This is a genomic window from Rhodococcus tukisamuensis NBRC 100609 (genome assembly GCF_001894985.1).
In the GTDB taxonomy this organism is placed as follows: domain Bacteria; phylum Actinomycetota; class Actinomycetes; order Mycobacteriales; family Mycobacteriaceae; genus Rhodococcus_G; species Rhodococcus_G tukisamuensis.
The window spans coordinates 25681-42991 of record NZ_BCXG01000034.1; the positions used below are offsets into that span (position 1 = coordinate 25681).

16 protein-coding genes are annotated in these 17311 nt (G+C 70.7%); 12 read left to right on the forward strand and 4 right to left on the reverse strand.

Translation table 11 applies throughout. The features are described 5' to 3' along the window. Positions 1 to 22: 22 nt before the first annotated feature. The 3 genes from RT2_RS23005 to RT2_RS23015 form a co-directional block, all read right to left on the reverse strand. Positions 23 to 1108: a TIGR03857 family LLM class F420-dependent oxidoreductase gene (locus tag RT2_RS23005; RefSeq protein WP_072847132.1), complete on the reverse strand. Its 1086-nt coding sequence runs from the start codon at positions 1106 to 1108 to the stop codon at positions 23 to 25. After that, complete coding sequence (locus RT2_RS23010) at positions 1105 to 2187, reverse strand: phosphotransferase family protein (protein WP_245709560.1); 1083 nt, start codon at positions 2185 to 2187, stop codon at positions 1105 to 1107. Before RT2_RS23010 ends, RT2_RS23005 begins: the two co-directional genes overlap by 4 nt. Before the next feature lie 231 nt (positions 2188 to 2418). Further along, complete coding sequence (locus RT2_RS23015; RefSeq protein WP_072847134.1) at positions 2419 to 3402, reverse strand: heme o synthase; 984 nt, start codon at positions 3400 to 3402, stop codon at positions 2419 to 2421. Between the two features lie 250 nt (positions 3403 to 3652). Here RT2_RS23015 and tkt point away from each other — a divergent pair, with 250 nt between their 5' ends. The 12 genes from tkt (at position 3653) to RT2_RS23075 (ending at position 16760) form a co-directional block, all read left to right on the forward strand. Further along, on the forward strand, positions 3653 to 5755 hold the full coding sequence (gene tkt / locus RT2_RS23020; protein WP_072847135.1) for a transketolase: 2103 nt from the start codon (positions 3653 to 3655) through the stop codon (positions 5753 to 5755). Between the two features lie 5 nt (positions 5756 to 5760). Further along, complete coding sequence (gene tal, locus RT2_RS23025) at positions 5761 to 6882, forward strand: transaldolase (protein WP_072847136.1); 1122 nt, start codon at positions 5761 to 5763, stop codon at positions 6880 to 6882. A gap of 3 nt (positions 6883 to 6885) precedes the next feature. After that, positions 6886 to 8430, forward strand: a complete 1545-nt coding sequence (zwf, locus tag RT2_RS23030; protein ID WP_072847137.1) for a glucose-6-phosphate dehydrogenase — start codon at positions 6886 to 6888, stop codon at positions 8428 to 8430. A 40-nt stretch (positions 8431 to 8470) separates the two neighbouring features. Then, entirely contained in the window at positions 8471 to 9379 is a 909-nt protein-coding gene (gene opcA, locus RT2_RS23035; RefSeq protein WP_072847138.1) for a glucose-6-phosphate dehydrogenase assembly protein OpcA, read from the forward strand. 9 nt (positions 9380 to 9388) lie between these two features. Continuing rightward, complete coding sequence (gene pgl / locus RT2_RS23040) at positions 9389 to 10138, forward strand: 6-phosphogluconolactonase (protein WP_072847139.1); 750 nt, start codon at positions 9389 to 9391, stop codon at positions 10136 to 10138. Positions 10139 to 10523: 385 nt separating this feature from the next. Next, complete coding sequence (locus tag RT2_RS23045; RefSeq protein ID WP_245709561.1) at positions 10524 to 12077, forward strand: MFS transporter; 1554 nt, start codon at positions 10524 to 10526, stop codon at positions 12075 to 12077. Continuing rightward, positions 12061 to 12684: an acyl-CoA-like ligand-binding transcription factor gene (locus RT2_RS23050; protein ID WP_072847140.1), complete on the forward strand. Its 624-nt coding sequence runs from the start codon at positions 12061 to 12063 to the stop codon at positions 12682 to 12684. Before RT2_RS23045 ends, RT2_RS23050 begins: the two co-directional genes overlap by 17 nt. Before the next feature lie 136 nt (positions 12685 to 12820). Next, positions 12821 to 13162, forward strand: coding sequence for a YciI family protein (locus RT2_RS23055; protein WP_072847141.1), 342 nt, complete (start codon positions 12821 to 12823; stop codon positions 13160 to 13162). A 5-nt stretch (positions 13163 to 13167) separates the two neighbouring features. Then, complete coding sequence (locus tag RT2_RS23060) at positions 13168 to 14457, forward strand: RNA polymerase sigma factor (RefSeq protein ID WP_174556747.1); 1290 nt, start codon at positions 13168 to 13170, stop codon at positions 14455 to 14457. Positions 14458 to 14850: 393 nt separating this feature from the next. Next, complete coding sequence (locus RT2_RS23065; RefSeq protein WP_072847143.1) at positions 14851 to 15237, forward strand: ArsR/SmtB family transcription factor; 387 nt, start codon at positions 14851 to 14853, stop codon at positions 15235 to 15237. Next, complete coding sequence (arsB, locus tag RT2_RS23070; RefSeq protein ID WP_072847144.1) at positions 15234 to 16349, forward strand: ACR3 family arsenite efflux transporter; 1116 nt, start codon at positions 15234 to 15236, stop codon at positions 16347 to 16349. Before RT2_RS23065 ends, arsB begins: the two co-directional genes overlap by 4 nt. 3 nt (positions 16350 to 16352) lie before the next feature. Then, positions 16353 to 16760, forward strand: coding sequence for an arsenate reductase ArsC (locus RT2_RS23075; RefSeq protein ID WP_072847145.1), 408 nt, complete (start codon positions 16353 to 16355; stop codon positions 16758 to 16760). 137 nt (positions 16761 to 16897) lie between these two features. Here the strand turns inward: RT2_RS23075 and RT2_RS23080 are convergent. Next, the coding region (locus RT2_RS23080) for a GTP-binding protein (RefSeq protein WP_072847146.1) at positions 16898 to 17311 on the reverse strand (414 nt) is incomplete at its 5' end.

Genomic DNA, 17311 nt, shown 5'->3' on the forward strand with positions numbered 1-17311 from the left:
GGGCACAACCTACCGGACACGATCAGGCGAACCTTCCCGGATTCGCCGCGACCGCCCTGCGTAGCGTCGGTCGATCGGCGCGGTACGCAGCCACGACGGGCGCGAGTTCCTGCGGGGTCGCCCCGTGCATGATGACCGAGTGCACGCCCAGGTCGTACTGCCGGGCGATGGTCTTCGCGCAGTCCTCCGGCGACCCCGAGGCGGCCGAGTCCAGCCATTCGTCGGGGAGCATCGCGGCGAGCTGCTCCAGCGTCTCGACCGATGCACTGGCGTCGATGGGGCCGGCTGCGGCCGCGTGCGTGTAGAGCTCGGTCCGGCGCATCCGATCCCACACGGCAGGGTCCCAGCCGTTGGCTCCGATCAGCACGTCCGCGTAGGCCTGCAGGTAGGTCACGAGCCGCCCTGCCCGGCGGCGCAGGCGGTCCTCCTCCGGCAGGTTGTCGCCGACCGTCGCCAGGCAGGCCCAGATCCGGACGCTGTCGGGGTCCTTGCCCGCCCGCTCGGCACCGCGACGCACGGCCTCGACGGACGCGACCGTCGCCTCGTCGGAGAAGAAGGTGTGGAGCACCACGAAGTCGCCGATCTCGCCGGCCAGCTCCATCGTCTTGGGGCCGACTGCCACCAGGCCGATGGGTGGCGCGTCGTCCAGCCCGTTCGCGTGGCGCAACATCGGCCATTTCCCTGCCGGGCCGTCGTGGTTCAGGATCGTCTCGCCGTCCCACAGGCGCCGCAGGATGCCGAAGTAGTCGCGCAGCCGGGCCTCGGTCACCACGGGAAGCCCGACGGCCCGCCAGTAGGCAGCCATGCCCCGGCCGAACGCCATGGAGTAGCGCCCCTCGGTCAGCGCGTGCATCGTCGATCCCACGGTCGCCGTGACGGTCGGGTGCCGGGTGTGGGGGTTGGTCGACGGGCCGATACCCAGCGTCGACGTGCAGCCCGCCAGCGCGCCGGACAGGACCGCCGCGTCCTTCACCGTGAATCGCTCTCCGACGTGGCAGGAGCCCAGCCCGAGCTCCTCCGCCGCGCGGGCCTCCGAGAAGATCACCCGCGCGTCTGCCGGGTGCCGGGTCACGGCGTAGTAGCCGAGCTCGTTCAGTTGCTCGCTCACGGGGCCACCGCGTCCAGACCGTCGAGCAGGCTCTCGAACAGCGGTCGGTGGAACATCAGCGTCTCGATGTCGTCGGGGCGTTCGACCTCCCCGAAGTGGATGGATCGCGCTCCGGTGCGCATGAACAGGACGGCCCAGTTGACCGCGCTGTGGACGTGGTACCAGGTCAGGTCGCCGATCTCCACGCCGGTGAGCTCGGCGTACCTCGCCACGACATCCTCCTCCCGCATGAAGTCCGGCATGCCGGGAAGATCGAAGCCGGTCGTCATCGACTCGAACACCCGGTGGGCGAAGATCAGCCAGGACAGGTCCAGCTCGCGCGGACCGACACTCGCCATCTCCCAGTCGAGGACTCCCACCGGCTCGAAGTCGACGTACATCACGTTGCCGAGGCGGGCGTCCCCCCAGACCAGCACCGACTCGGTGGTGTCCGGCAGATTGGACTCGAGCCACCTCAGCGCGCGGTCGATCAGCGGTGAGCGCTCGAGGTCACGGACGGCGAACTCGTACCAGGCGCGCGTGCGGGCGAGGTTGCGCTGCAACGCGGTGGCGCCGGGCTGTCTGGGGTCGAGGAAGGCGAACACCTCGTCCGCCGCCGGGATCGAATGCAGGTCCGCGAGGGCCTTCACCGTGCTGTCCTGCAGGCGCCGCTGGTCCTCCGGCGAGGCGTCGAAGAGCCAGTTGCCGCCGAAGTTGTACGGCATCATGTCGGGCGGGACGACTCCGGCGAGACGGTCCATGAGGAAGAACGGCATCCCCAGCACGTCACCCGACGGCTCCATGAAACCCACGCTGGGCACGGGGACGTCGCTCAACTCGCCGATGATCCGCATCGTGTCGTACTGGTCCTGCAAGGCGTAGCGCTCGAGAACCGGGAAGTCCTCGGCCGCGGGAACAACTCGAGCGATGTATTCGGCGGTCCGCTCCTCGCCGCCTTCGCGCCAGGACACGTCGAACACCAGGGTCTCGGAGGACATCCCGTTGGCGTCGATCCCGGAGTGAAGGGTGACGGTGGGCTCCGCGCCCGCGGGGAGCAACGCGCCGAGCCATCCGGCCAAGGCGGCCGGCACGACGGTCATGTCCCGGCTCGTTCGCTGAATCCTCATGCCGTCCGGCGGCTTGGCGTTCGTCACATTTCCTCCCGAGTGTGTTCTGCGCAACAACTCCCGCGCAAACAGTCGGCCACGCGAATCCCATTGTCAACGAACCCTCTCAAAGATTGGGAGGAGTCGCGCACCGGCCCGGAAACCACAAAAGGCTCGCCGCGGTCGCATTGTGCGACCGGGGCGAGCCTCTCTACGTGTGACGGGTCAGCCGAAGTAGGACCCGATGGTGTTGGTGACGAACACCGAGTCGATCGCCAGGCCCAGGCAGACGATGGCGAGGTAGTTGTTCGACTGCAGGAACAACCGCAGCGGCTTGACCGGCTCACCGCGGCGCACGCCGGCGTAGAGCTGGTGCGCCATCAGCAGGAACCAGGCGCCGGCGACCAGCGCGACCGCGGCGTAGACGACGCCCGCGGCGGGCACCAGGACCAGTGTGGTCAGGACGGTCAGCCAGGTGTAGACGAGGATCTGCTTGGTGACGCGCTCCTCGCTGGCGATCACCGGCAACATCGGCACGCCCGCGGCCTTGTAGTCCTCCTTGTACCGCATGGCCATCGCCCAGGTGTGCGGCGGCGTCCAGAAGAAGATGACCAGGAACAGCACCACCGGTTCCCAGCTGAGGCTGCCCGTGACCGCGGCCCAGCCGACCATCACCGGCATGCAGCCGGCGGCGCCGCCCCAGATGACGTTCTGCCAGGTCCGCCGCTTGAGCACCATGGTGTAGACCAGCACGTAGAACGCGATGGTCAACGCGATCAGGATGGCGGCCAGCGGGTACGTCGCCCACCACAGCCACACGAACGACGCGATGCCCAGGGCCAGGCCGAAGACCAGCGCGTGCGACGTGGGCACCGCCATCCGCGCCAGCGGGCGCCGGGCGGTGCGCTTCATCACCTTGTCGATGTCCGCGTCGACCACGCAGTTGAGGGTGTTCGCGCTCGCCGCGCCGAGCCAGCCGCCGAACAGGGTGCTCAGGATCAGCGGGAAGTCGACGGTGCCGCGCGACGCCAGCAGCATCGCGGGGATGGTCGCCACCAGGAGCAGCTCGATCACCCGCGGCTTCGTCAACGCCACGTAGGCGAGCACCTTGCCGCTGACCGCGCCCCAGAGGGTGTCGGATCCCCCTGCCGGGGTGGCGGCGGAGCCACCAGCGAGACCATGTCCGCCACGCTCCACTATCCGCACCATTTCTCCTTGCGACACACATTCGACGGCGGATCCCGGACACACCACTCGGCGCGGACCCAGCCACTACTACAACCGATGGTAGACGGCCACCGCTTCAGGACCGAACCGCAGGTCACCGGTTGGCGTTTCCAAATCGACCTCGACGCGCCCGACCACTACTGTTGTGTCCGAACCCTGCGTACCAGAAGTGGAGAACTACGCTGGGTCCTACCCGCGTTGCGCTCACATCTATCTCAGGAGACTTCTGCTCGTGTCGATCACTGACGAGATCCGTGTCCTCACCCAGCCGGTCCACCCCGCCGATTGGACGGAGCTGGACACCAAGGCCGTCGACACCGCCCGGGTGCTGGCCGCCGACGCCGTGCAGAAGGTCGGCAACGGCCATCCCGGCACCGCGATGAGCCTCGCCCCGCTGGCCTACACGCTGTTCCAGCGTGTCCTGCGCCACGATCCGGCCGACGCCGGGTGGGTCGGCCGCGACCGCTTCGTGCTGTCCTGCGGCCACAGCAGCCTCACCCTGTACACGCAGCTGTACCTGTCGGGCTACGGCCTCGAGCTCGCCGACCTGGAGGCGCTGCGCACCTGGGGTTCGCTGACCCCGGGCCACCCCGAGTTCGGCCACACCGTCGGCGTCGAGATGACCACCGGCCCGCTCGGGCAGGGCCTGTCCTCCGCGGTCGGCATGGCGATGGCCGCCCGCCGCGAGCGTGGCCTGTTCGACCCGGACGCCCCCGAGGGCACCAGCCCGTTCGACCACCACATCTACGTGATCGCCTCCGACGGCGACCTGCAGGAGGGCGTCACCTCCGAGGCGTCGTCGCTGGCGGGTGTGCAGCAGCTGGGCAACCTGATCGTCTTCTACGACGACAACGAGATCTCCATCGAGCACGACACCGCGATCGCGTTCGGTGAGGACGTCGGCAAGCGCTACGAGGCGTACGGCTGGCACGTGCAGCGCGTCGAGGGCGGCGAGAACGTCTCCGCGATGCTCGACGCCGTCGCCGCCGCGAAGGCCGTCACCGACAAGCCGTCGATCATCGTGCTGCGCACCATCATCGGGTACCCGGCGCCGACCAAGATGAACACCGGCGACGTGCACGGCGCGGCGCTCGGCGCGGACGAGGTCGCCGGCGTGAAGAAGGCGCTCGGCTTCGACCCCGACAAGAGCTTCGACGTCGACGCGGCCGCCCTGGCGCACGCCCGCGAGGTCGTCGCCCGCGGCGCGGCGGCGCACCAGCAGTGGCAGGGCGAGTTCGACGCCTGGGCCGCCCGCGAGCCGGAGCGCAAGGCGCTCTTCGACCGCCTGGAGTCCGGCGAGTTCCCGGCCGGCTGGACCGACACCCTGCCGACGTGGGAGGCCGACGCCAAGGGCGCCGCCACCCGCAAGGCCTCGGCGAAGGTGCTCAACGCGCTCGGCCCGATCCTGCCCGAGCTGTGGGGCGGCTCCGCCGACCTGGCCGGCAGCAACAACACCACGATCGACGGCTCCGACTCGTTCGGTCCCGCGTCGATCTCCACGAAGGACTGGACCGCGCAGCCGTACGGCCGCACCCTGCACTTCGGCATCCGCGAGCACGCCATGGGCTCGATCCTCAACGGCATCGCGCTGCACGGGCCGACCCGCCCCTACGGCGGCACCTTCCTGGTGTTCAGCGACTACATGCGCCCGGCCGTGCGGCTCGCCGCGCTGATGAAGACGCCGGCGATCTACGTGTGGACGCACGACTCCATCGGCCTCGGCGAGGACGGCCCGACCCACCAGCCGATCGAGCACCTCGCCGCGCTGCGCGCCATCCCGAACGTCGCCGTGATCCGTCCCGGTGACGCCAACGAGACCGCGCACGCGTGGAAGACGGCCCTGGAGAACAAGACCGGCCCGTCCGCCCTGGCCCTGACCCGTCAGGACATCCCGGTGCTCGAGGGCACCAAGGACAAGGCCGTCGACGGCGTCGCCCGCGGCGCGTACGTGCTGGCCGAGGCGTCCACCGGGACCCCGCAGGTGATCCTGCTGGCCTCCGGCTCCGAGCTGTACCTGGCCGTCGAGGCCCGCGAGGCCCTCGAGGCCGAGGGCATCGGCACCCGGGTGGTCTCGGTCCCCTGCCTCGACTGGTTCGAGGAGCAGGACCAGGCCTACCGCGACGAGGTGCTGCCGCCCGCGGTGCGTGCCCGCGTCTCGGTCGAGGCCGGCATCGCGATGCCGTGGTGGCGCATCCTCGGCGACGCCGGTGAGGCCGTCTCCATCGAGCACTTCGGCGCCTCCGCCGACCACAAGACGTTGTTCCGCGAGTTCGGCTTCACGGCCGAGAACGTGACCGCCGCGGCTCGCCGCACCCTGGACCGAGTGAAGGGCTGATCGCCATGCCACAGAACCAGAATCTCGCCGACCTGTCGGCCGCCGGTGTGTCGGTGTGGCTCGACGACCTCTCCCGCGCACGACTCGAGTCGGGCAACCTCGCCCAGCTCGTCGCGGAGAAGTCCGTCGTCGGTGTCACCACGAACCCGTCGATCTTCCAGGCGGCGCTCAAGGGCCCCGAGTACCGGACGCAGCTGCACGAGCTCGCCGGCCACGGCGCGAACGTCGACGACACGGTCCGCGCGCTGACCACCGACGACGTCCGGGCCGCCTGCGACCTGCTGGCCCCGCAGTACGAGGCCACCGCCGGCGTCGACGGCCGGGTCTCGATCGAGGTCGACCCGCGTCTCGCGCACGAGACCGACGCCACGGTCGCGCAGGCCGTCGAGCTGTGGAAGATCGTCGACCGGCCCAACCTGCTGATCAAGATCCCGGCCACCCTCGCGGGCCTGCCCGCGATCACCCGGGTCATCGCCGAGGGCATCAGCGTCAACGTCACGCTGATCTTCTCGGTCGAGCGGCACAAGGCCGTCATCGACGCCTACCTGGCCGGCCTCGAGGCCGCTCAGGCCGCCGGGCACGACCTGTCGAAGATCCACTCGGTCGCCTCCTTCTTCGTCTCCCGCGTGGACTCGGAGATCGACGCCCGCCTGGACGCGCTGGGCACGGACGACGCCCTCGCCCTGCGCGGCAAGGCCGGCCTCGCCAACGCGCGCCTGGCCTACGCCGCCTACCAGGAGGTGTTCGAGCAGGGTGAGCGGTTCGCCGCACTCGCCAGGTCCGGCGCCCGGCTGCAGCGTCCGCTGTGGGCGTCGACGGGTGTGAAGAACCCGGCCTACCCGGACACGCTCTACGTGACGGAACTGGTCGCGCCCGACACCGTCAACACCATGCCGGAGAAGACGATGGACGCGGTCGCCGACCACGGCACCGTCTCCGGGGACACCATCTCCGGCACCGCGGCCGCCTCCCAGCAGGTATTCGACCAGCTGACCGGCGTCGGTGTGTCGCTGCCCGAGGTCTTCGACACGCTCGAGTCCGAGGGTGTGGAGAAGTTCGAGGCGTCCTGGAACGAGCTGCTCGAGGCCATCTCCGGCCAGCTCGCCGCCGCGGCCGACAAGGGCTGATCGATGCCGAGCACGGGCGCCGCGCCGCAGTGGGTCAATCCGCTGCGGGACGAGCGGGACAAGAGGCTGCCCCGTATCGCGGGCCCGTGCTCGCTGGTGATCTTCGGGGTCACCGGCGACCTGGCGCGCAAGAAGCTGATGCCGGCGGTGTACGACCTGGCCAACCGCGGGCTGCTGCCGCCGGGCTTCGCCCTGGTGGGCTTCGCGCGGCGGGACTGGGCGGACGAGGACTTCGGCCAGGTCGTCCACGACGCGGTCAAGCAGCATTCCCGCACCCCCTTCCGTGAGGAGGTGTGGGAACGTCTCGCCGAGGGAATCCGGTTCGTGCAGGGCAGTTTCGACGACGCCGCGGCCTTCGCCGAGCTGAGCAGCACGCTCGAGTCGCTCGACCAGGAACGCGGCACCGGCGGCAACCACGCCTTCTACTTGGCCATCCCACCGGCGGCCTTCCCCACCGTGTGCGAGCAGCTCTCCCGCTCCGGGCTGGCGAAGCAGACCGAGGAACAGTGGCGCCGAGTGGTGATCGAGAAGCCGTTCGGTCACGACCTCGACAGCGCCAAGGAACTCAACGCGGTGGTCAACACCGTCTTCCCCGAGGACTCGGTGTTCCGCATCGACCACTACCTCGGCAAGGAGACGGTGCAGAACATCCTGGCGCTGCGCTTCGCGAACCAGCTGTTCGACCCGATCTGGAACGCGCACTACGTGGACCACGTGCAGATCACCATGGCCGAGGACATCGGTCTCGGGGGTCGCGCCGGCTACTACGACGGGATCGGCGCCGCCCGTGACGTCATCCAGAACCACCTGCTGCAGCTGCTGGCGTTCACCGCGATGGAGGAGCCGGTCAGCTTCGAGCCGTCGGAACTGCAGGCGGAGAAGATCAAGGTGCTCTCCGCGACCCGGCTCGCCGAACCGCTGGACGAGACGACGGCCCGCGGCCAGTACGCGGCCGGGTGGCAGGGCGGCCAGCAGGTGGTCGGCCTGCTCGACGAGGAGGGCTTCTCCAAGGACTCGGTCACCGAGACCTACGCGGCCATCACCCTCGAGGTGGACACCCGGCGCTGGGCGGGCGTGCCGTTCTACCTCCGCACCGGAAAGCGCCTGGGCCGCCGGGTCACCGAGATCGCGGTGGTGTTCAAGCGTGCCCCGCACCTGCCCTTCGACGCCACCATGACCGAGGAACTGGGGCAGAACGCCCTGGTGATCCGCGTCCAGCCGGACGAGGGCGTCACCATGCGGTTCGGCTCCAAGGTGCCCGGGTCCTCCATGGAGGTCCGCGACGTCAACATGGACTTCAGCTACGGCCAGGCGTTCACCGAGTCCTCCCCCGAGGCCTACGAGCGGCTGATCCTCGACATGCTGCTGGGCGAGCCGTCGCTGTTCCCGGTCAACGCCGAGGTGGAGTTGTCGTGGAAGATCCTCGATCCGGTGCTCGAGCGCTGGGCCGCCGAGGGCACCCCCGAGCCCTACGAGTCCGGCACCTGGGGCCCGCAGTCCGCACAGGACATGCTGCGCCGCACCGGACGCGAATGGAGAAGGCCGTGAGCGCATTCCACGCAGGACCGACGCCCGAGGGGGCCCGCCGGTGATCATCGACCTACCCGCGACCACCACCGGGACCGTCAACAAGAAGCTCGTCGAACTCCGGGAGACCGGCGGCGCCGTGACCCTGGGCCGGGTGCTGACGCTGGTGGTCAGCACCGACGACAGCGAACACTCCGAGGCCGTCATCGACGCGGCCAACGAGGCCAGCCGCGAGCACCCCTGCCGGGTCATCGTGGTCACCCGCGGCAACCGGTCCGTCGAGTCCCGGCTCGACGCCCAGATCCGGGTGGGCGGCGACGCGGGCGCGTCCGAGGTGGTGGTGCTGCGGCTGTACGGAGAGCTGGCCGGCCACGAGTCGTCGGTGGTCACCCCGTTCCTGCTGCCGGACACCCCGGTGGTCGCCTGGTGGCCCGACAAGTCACCCCCGGTCCCGGCCCAGGACCCCTTGGGCCGCTTGGCAGTCCGCCGGATCACCGATGCCACCGGCGCGCCCGACCCGCGGTCCACGATCATCTCGCGGCTGGCGTCGTACACCGACGGCGACACCGACCTGGCGTGGGCGCGGATCACGCCGTGGCGCGCCCTGCTCACCTCGGCGCTCGACCAGCCGCCCCACGAGCAGATCCTCTCGGCGACGGTCTCCGGCCTCGCGGAGGAGCCCGCCGTCGACCTCATCGCCGGGTGGCTGGCCAGCCGGATCGACGGCCCGGTCCACCGGCGCACCGGCCTGCTGCGGGCGGACCTGCACCGGGAGACCAGCACACTGTCGCTCAGCCGGCCGCAGACCGGCAAGACCGCAACCCTCAGCCGCACCGGTGCGCCGGACTCCCTGGTCTCGCTGGCCCGCCGGGAGACGCGGGACTGCCTGGCCGAGGACCTGCGCCGACTCGACCCCGACGAGATCTACCACGCAGCCCTGGCCGGACTGGCCAAGGTCATCTACGAGTGATGGGTGCTCATGACTGACATCGCAGTTCAGACGTACGACGATGCCGAGGAATTGACCACAGCAGCCGCGGCCCAACTGGTCGCGGTGATCGAGGCGGCGCAGGCCGAACGCGGGTCCGCCTCCATCGTCCTCACCGGCGGCGGCAACGGAATCGGACTGTTGCGCAAGGTCCGCGCGAACCCGGGCAAGATCGACTGGTCCGCCGTCGACGTGTTCTGGGGTGACGAGCGGTTCCTGCCCGCGGGCGACCCCGACCGCAACGAGGTCCAGGCGCACGACGCCCTGCTCGACCACGTGCCGGTGCCGCCGGCCCGGCTGCATCCGATGCCCTACGGCGACGGCCAGTACGCGGGCGACCCGGACGCCGCGGCGGTGGCGTACGAGCACGTGCTCGCCGCGCACGCGAACGGCGGACCGATCCCCGAGTTCGACGTGCACCTGCTGGGCATGGGCGGCGAGGGACACGTCAACTCGCTGTTCCCCGACACCGACGCCGTCCGGGAGAAGACCCGCCACGTGGTGGCCGTCACCGACTCCCCCAAGCCGCCTGCCGAGCGGGTCACCCTGACGCTGCCCGCGATCCGCCGGGCCCGCCGGGTGTGGTTGCTGGTCGCGGGCGCGGACAAGGCCGAGGCGGTGGCCGCCGCGATCGGCGGGGCGAAGCCCGCCGACATCCCCGCCGCGGGCGCGCTGGGTTCCGAGTCCACGGTGTGGATGCTGGACCGGGCCGCGGCGGCCGACCTGCCCGCGGACAGGTAGCAACCGACGCGGCGAACCGCGAAACCCGGCCGACGGCCCGACGTGTGACTCACTCCCGCGTCGGGCCGTCGGTCTGTTCGTCGTCCGCCACTGTCGACCGGGTCGCCGGATGTCCGTTGGCGCACGGATTTCCGCGAACACCTCCCGCATCGCGGCACCCGGCACCCCGAGGCCCCGACTGTCGCCGCCGATCGCTGCGGCCGATCCCCTGACGCCACCCCTGCGCCGCCGTGCACCCGGTCATCGTGGGACTCCCCTCCGTGGGCGAATCGTGCTCTCACCGAGGTTTGACGCGGCCGAATCCCCGCGGGTTCCGCCCCCTTCCCGCCACCGATTCCGAGAGTTACGCTGATAAGACAGTTGCCTTCAGTTGAAGGAGACAGTCATGAATGACCCGGTCATGACGGATCTCGGGACGCGGCGGTGGTGGGCCCTCGGCGCAGTCAGCCTCGCGGTACTGGCGGTCGGCCTCGACGGCACGGTGCTCTCGGTGGCGATCCCGACCCTCGCCGGGGCCCTGCACGCCTCGGAGTCGGACCTACAGTGGTTCTCGTCGGCCTACTTCCTGGTCCTCGCCGCCTCGATGCTGCCCGCCGGCCTGCTCGGCGACCGCTACGGCCACAAGAGGGTGCTGCTCACCTCCCTGGCGCTGTTCGGGGCGGGCTCTGTCGCCTCCGCGTACTCGACGACGGTGCCGCAGTTCCTCGCTTCCCGCGTGCTGTTGGGCCTGGCCGGCGCCGGGGTGATCGTGATGGCGATCTCCGCGCTCACCGTGCTCTTCGACCCGGCCGAGCGCCCGAAGGCGGTGGGGGTGTGGGCGGCCGCCAACTTCCTCGCGCTCCCACTCGGGCCGATCCTCGGCGGCTGGCTGCTCACCCACTACTGGTGGGGCTGGGTGTTCCTGCTCAACCTGCCGGTGGTCGCGGTCGGCTGCGTCGCCGTCGCCGCCCTGGTGCCGGAGTCCCGGGCGGCCCAGGCTCCGGGCCTGGACCCGGTCGGGGTCGCCGCGTCGTCCGCCGGGCTGGTGGCCGTGACGTACGGCCTGATCACGGCCGGCCAGGCGGGGTGGACCGACACCCACGCACTGCTCGCGCAGATCGTCGGCGTCGCGATCCTGGTCGGGTTCGTCGGCTGGGAACGCCGCCTGACCCGGCGCCCGGAGGGTCAGCCACTGCTCGACCTGACGCTGTTCCGGTCCGCGTCGTTCACCTGGGGTGTGGTGCTGGCCGCGGTCGCGGTGATGGCGATGATCGGCGGACTGTTCACCATGCCGCAGTACTTCCAGGGCGTGCTCGGCACCGACGCGATGGGCTCGGGTGTTCGCCTGCTGCCGCTGATCGGCGGCCTGGTGGTCGGCGCCCTGCCCGCGGATCGGGTCGCCGCCCTGCTGGGCGCGAAGGTCACCGTCGCAGCCGGATTCGCGCTGCTCGCAACCGGATTCCTACTCGGCTCGAGGACGGACGTGACGTCGAGCGGCACCTTCGTGGCGGCCTGGATGGCGGTGGTCGGGATGGGGTTGGGCCTGGCCATGGCCACCGCGTCCGCCGCCGCGCTCGCCGAGCTGACACCGGATCGCAGCGGAGTCGGCTCCGCCGTGCTGCAGGCGGTGAACAAGGTGGGCGGGCCGTTCGGCACGGCGGTCCTCGGGAGCGTGCTCACGGCCGGCTACCTGTCCCGCCTCGACCTGACCGGACTGCCGGAACCGGCGGCGACGGCCGTGCGCCAGAGCATCTTCGGTGGCGTGGCGGTGGCGCACGAGACCGGGTCCGCGGCCCTGCTCGACTCCGTGCGGGCGGCGTTCGTGCACGGCATGGACAGCTCCATGGTGGTGTCGGCGGGCATCGCGGTGGTCGGTCTGGTGCTCACCGTCATCTTCCTCCCCCGGGTGGCCTTGCCGAGCGGCCAGGAACAGGAAAGTCAGCATGTCGAAACCCGTTGACCTGCAGGAGAAACCTTCGCTTCACCACACTCTCGGGCTGCGGGAGCGGAAGAAGGCGCGCACCAGGGCGACCATCGCGGCGCACGCCTTCCGACTTTTCCAGGAGCAGGGCTACGATGCCACCACGGTGCAGCAGATCATCGACGAGGCCGAGGTCTCCGAGAGCACCTTCTTCCGGTACTTCCCCACCAAGGCCGACGTGGTGCTCTCGGACGACTTCGACCCCTTGATCGTCGAGGCCTTCCTCGCGCAGCCGCCGGAACTCAATTCGATTCAGGCCCTGCGGGTCTCGTTCCGGACCGCCTTCGCGCGGCTGTCGGAACCGGAGGTGTTCGCGATGCGCGAGCGCATGCACCTGGTCTTCTCCGTGCCCGACCTGCGCGCGGCCATGCTGGACCAGTTCGCGGACGCCATGCACCGGCTGACCGAGGCGATCGCCGCTCGTACCGGGCACGATCCCGGCGACCTGGCCGTGCGCACCCTCGCCGGGGCCGTGGTGGGCGCCATGATGGCGGCCGCCTTCGCCCTCACCGACGACCCCTCCGCCGACCTGCTCGCCCTCGTCGACACGTCGCTGGCCCACCTCGAAGCCGGATTCGACCTCTGAGGTCGCGCCGGCGCAGCGGTGAACGCCAGAGGTCAAAAGATTCTGCCCGGGGCGTGTCGATTCGGCCGCGCCCCGTTCGTCGTCATGCTGTACGGCAACCCGGCCGCGCGAGACACCCACACACCAGGAGTCCGAAATGAAGTACATGATGCTGATCAACGCCGAGTCCGCCGACGCCGGCGACCAGTGCACCGTCGAGGACTGGATGGTCTACGACAAGTCGGTCCAGGACGCCGGCATCTTCGTGAGCGGCGAGTCGCTGGCGGACCTCACCACCGCGACCGCGGTCCGGGTCGACGCGGACGGCACCCGGACTGTCACCGACGGCCCGTTCGCCGAGACCCGTGAGGTGCTCGGCGGCTTCTACGTCATCGACGTGCCGAACCTCGACGTCGCGCTGGACTGGGCGGCCCGCTGCCCCGGTGCGCGCGGCGGCGGATCCGTGGTGGTGCGACCGATCGCCGACTTCGGGGTGTGACCTCGATGGACGGCCAGGGCGCCGCCGTACCGGTGGACGCGGCGGTGGAGTCGGTCTTCCGAGAGGAACGCGGGCGGCTCCTCGCGGCCCTCGTCCACCGGTACGGCGACCTCGACCTGGCCGAGGAGGTCACCTCCGAGGCCGTCGAGGCGGCGCTGGTGCACTGGCCCGTCCACGGCGTGCCGACCCGGCCCGGGGCCTGGCTGCTGACCACGGCGCGCCGCAAGGCCGTCGACCGGTTGCGGCGCGACCAGACCTACGCGGCGCGGCTCGCCGTGCTGCAGGTGGAACTCGAACGTTCCGAACCCGCCCCGCCGGCGGGCGCGGACAGCGACCTCCCCGACGAGCGACTGCAGCTGTTCTTCACGTGTGCGCATCCCGCCCTCGCCCCCGACGACCGCGTCGCCCTGACGCTGCGCTGCCTGGCAGGCCTGACCACGCCGGAGGTCGCGCGGGCGTTCCTGGTGCCGACCGCGACGATGGCGCAGCGGATCGTCCGGGCCAAGAAGAAGATCCGCGAGGCCCGCATCCCGTTCCGGGTGCCCGGTGCGGACGAGCTACCCGGACGCCTGCCGGGGGTGCTCCAGGTCGTCTACCCCGTCTTCACCGAGGGCTACGCGGCCAGTTCGGGGCCGGACCTGCAGCGGCTCGACCTGGCAGAGGAGGCCATTCGGCTGGCGCGGATCCTGCACCGGCTGCTGCCCACCGAGCGGGAGGTCGCCGGCCTGCTCGCGTTGATGCTGCTGGTTCACGCCCGGCGCGACGCCCGGACGGACCCCGCGGGCGAGCTGGTGCTGCTCGACGACCAGGACCGGGGCCGCTGGGACCGCGCGATGATCGACGAGGGCTCCGCCCTGGTGCTGGTCGCGCTGACCGGCGGCCCGCCGGGCCCGTACGGGGTGCAGGCCGCGATCGCCGCGCTGCACGACGAGGCCACCGGTCTCGCGGGCACCGACTGGCCGCAGGTGGTGGCGCTCTACGACGTGCTGCTCGCGCTGACGCCGTCCCCGGTGGTCGCGCTGAACCGGGCCGTGGCGGTGGCGATGCGCGACGGCCCGCAGGCCGGGCTGGCCCTGCTCGACGACCTGGCCGGCGAACCGCGGCTGCGCGGGCATCACCCGTACCCGGCCGCCCGCGCCGACCTGCTGCGCCGGCTCGGCCGGTTCCCGGAGGCCGCGGCGGCCTACCGGCAGGCACTCGACCTGGTCGGCACCGCGCCGGAGCGTGCGCACCTGCGGCGACGGCTCGACGAGGTCGAGGCGGCGGGTCCGGACGACAGGCCGCTGTCGACGTGAGCGGCCGCCCACCCCGGGCAGGGGTGGGCGGGCATGTTCACGACGGGAGCGCCGGGCGAAGTGACCTTTCAGCCGGCCCGACCGACGACGTACCTGATCGCCCCGTACGACTGCATCGGCGTGACCGTGAACTGGCGAAACCTGACGACCCGCGCGACCGGCACCACCCAGGTCCGACGCGTCCCGATCGACTACAGCCGCACAACTCCGCAGGACTGTGCGCGTACACCCCTTCGACGGTGGACACCGGCAGCGGCGTCGTCGCCGCAACCGCCGACGCTTGGCAGACCGGGGATCACCTCCCCGTCAGCCCGGGCGTCGTGGTCCTCCGGGTCCCCTAGGTCCGCGGTCGCTGAACTTGCACCCTGATTCGACGAGTGTCAATATCGACAGATGTCGAATCAAGAACGGCCCGACGACGGCCCATGCTGCTCACCGCTGATGCGGGAGCCGCTGGCCGAGGTCCGGGCCGGCGACCTGGCCCGGATGTTCAAGGCCCTCGCCGATCCGGTACGCCTGCGCCTGCTGTCGCTGGTGGCCTCCCATGCCGGCGGCGAGGCGTGCGTGTGCGACATCTCCGCCTCGTTCGACCTGTCGCAGCCGACCATCTCCCACCACCTCAAGGTGCTCCGTGAAGCGGGCCTTCTCGACTGCGAGCGGCGGGGAACCTGGGTGTACTACTGGGTGATCCCGTCAGCGTTGCAACAACTTTCCGCGGTGCTGCTCACCGAGGGTGAACCCGCGGCACCGTCACCGCGGTGCGCGGAGGTCACGGCATGAGCGAGGCCACCACCGCCCCGCACCCCGCCGTCATCGGCAAGCTCTCGACCCTCGACCGGTTCCTGCCGGTGTGGATCGGCGTCGCCATGGTCGCCGGCCTGCTCCTGGGGCGGATGATCCCGGGACTCGGGGACGCCCTCAGTGCCGTTGAGCTCGACGGGATTTCACTGCCGATCGCACTGGGCCTGCTGATCATGATGTACCCGGTGCTGGCGAAGGTCCGCTACGACCGCCTCGACACCGTCACCGGCGACCGCAGGCTGCTGGTCGGCTCCCTTGCGCTGAACTGGGTCCTCGGCCCGGCGCTGATGTTCGCCCTCGCCTGGACCTTCCTGCCGGATCTGCCCGAGTACCGGACCGGACTGATCATCGTCGGCCTGGCCCGCTGCATCGCAATGGTGATCATCTGGAACGACCTCGCGTGCGGCGACCGGGAGGCCGCCGCCGTACTGGTGGCCGTCAACTCCGTCTTCCAGGTCGTCATGTTCGCGGCCCTCGGCTGGTTCTACCTCTCGGTCCTGCCGGGCTGGCTGGGCCTCGAGCAGACCACCATCGACACCTCGGTGTGGCAGATCGCGAAGTCGGTGCTGATCTTCCTCGGCATTCCACTGCTCGCCGGCTATCTAACCCGCCGATACGGGGAGAAGGCCAAGGGGCGCAGCTGGTACGAGGAGCGGTTCCTGCCCCGCATCGGGCCGTGGGCGCTGTACGGACTGCTGTTCACCATCGTGATCCTCTTCGCCCTGCAGGGCGACCAGATCACCTCGAACCCGGTGGACGTGGTGCGGATCGCCATCCCGCTGCTGGCGTACTTCGCGATCATGTGGGGTGGCGGCTACCTGCTCGGCGCCGCGATGGGGCTCGGATACGAGCGCACCACCACCCTCGCGTTCACCGCGGCGGGCAACAACTTCGAGCTCGCGATCGCCGTCGCCATCGCCACCTACGGCGCCTCGTCCGGCCAGGCGCTCGCCGGGGTCGTCGGCCCGCTCATCGAGGTCCCGGTCCTGGTCGGCCTCGTCTACGTCTCGCTCGCCCTGCGCAAGCGCTTCCACCAACCCCCGCCCCTGATCTCGCCGCCGCCGATCTCGGTGGCACCGAAGGAGTCCTGACCGATGGCCACACCGAGCGTGCTGTTCGTCTGCGTCCACAACGCCGGCCGATCCCAGATGGCCGCCGGGTTCCTCGCACACCTGGCCGGCGAGGCAGTCGAGGTTCGATCGGCCGGCTCCGCCCCCGCCGACCAGGTCAACCCGGCCGCGGTCGAGGCGATGGCCGAGGTCGGCATCGACATCTCGGCACAGTCTCCGAAGATCCTCACCCCGGACGCCGTCGAATCGTCCACCGTGGTGGTCACGATGGGCTGCGGCGACGCGTGCCCCGTGTTCCCGGGCGTCAGTTACCGGGACTGGGCGCTCGAGGACCCGGCGGGCAGGGGCGTCGACGCCGTTCGGCCGATCCGCGACGAGATCCGCGCCCGGGTCCAGGCACTCATCGCCGAACTCGTCCCGACCACCGCCTGACGACGACTGTCGACCTCAGCTCGGCGAGCACCGTCGAGGTCGTCGAGGACCATCGTCACAGCTCGCTCACGCTGCTTGGTTCTGCATCCTTCGCAAGAGTGGAGGCGACATCGAACCCGGGGCGGCTCAGGTGAGTGTCAGCGGAGCAGCGCGTCGACCCGGCTCAGCGCGTACTCGGTGACCGCGACCAGCCCCGACTTCGCCGACTCCCGGTCCCGGGCGTCGAGGGAGACGATCGGCACGTCCGGGGACACCGCCAGCGCCTGCCGGATGTCCTCCGTCGCGTAACGCGGCGCGTCGTCGAACTCGTTCACCGCAATCAGGAACGGAAGATTGCGGGCCTCGAAGAAGTCGACGGCGGCGAAGGACTCGTCGAGGCGCCGGGTGTCGATCAGCACGATCGCCCCGATGGCGCCGCGGATCAGGTCGTCCCACATGAACCAGAACCGGTGCTGGCCCGGCGTCCCGAACAGGTACAGCACCAGGTCGTCCGCGAGGCTGATCCGGCCGAAGTCCATCGCCACCGTGGTGGTCGACTTCTGCGGGGTCGC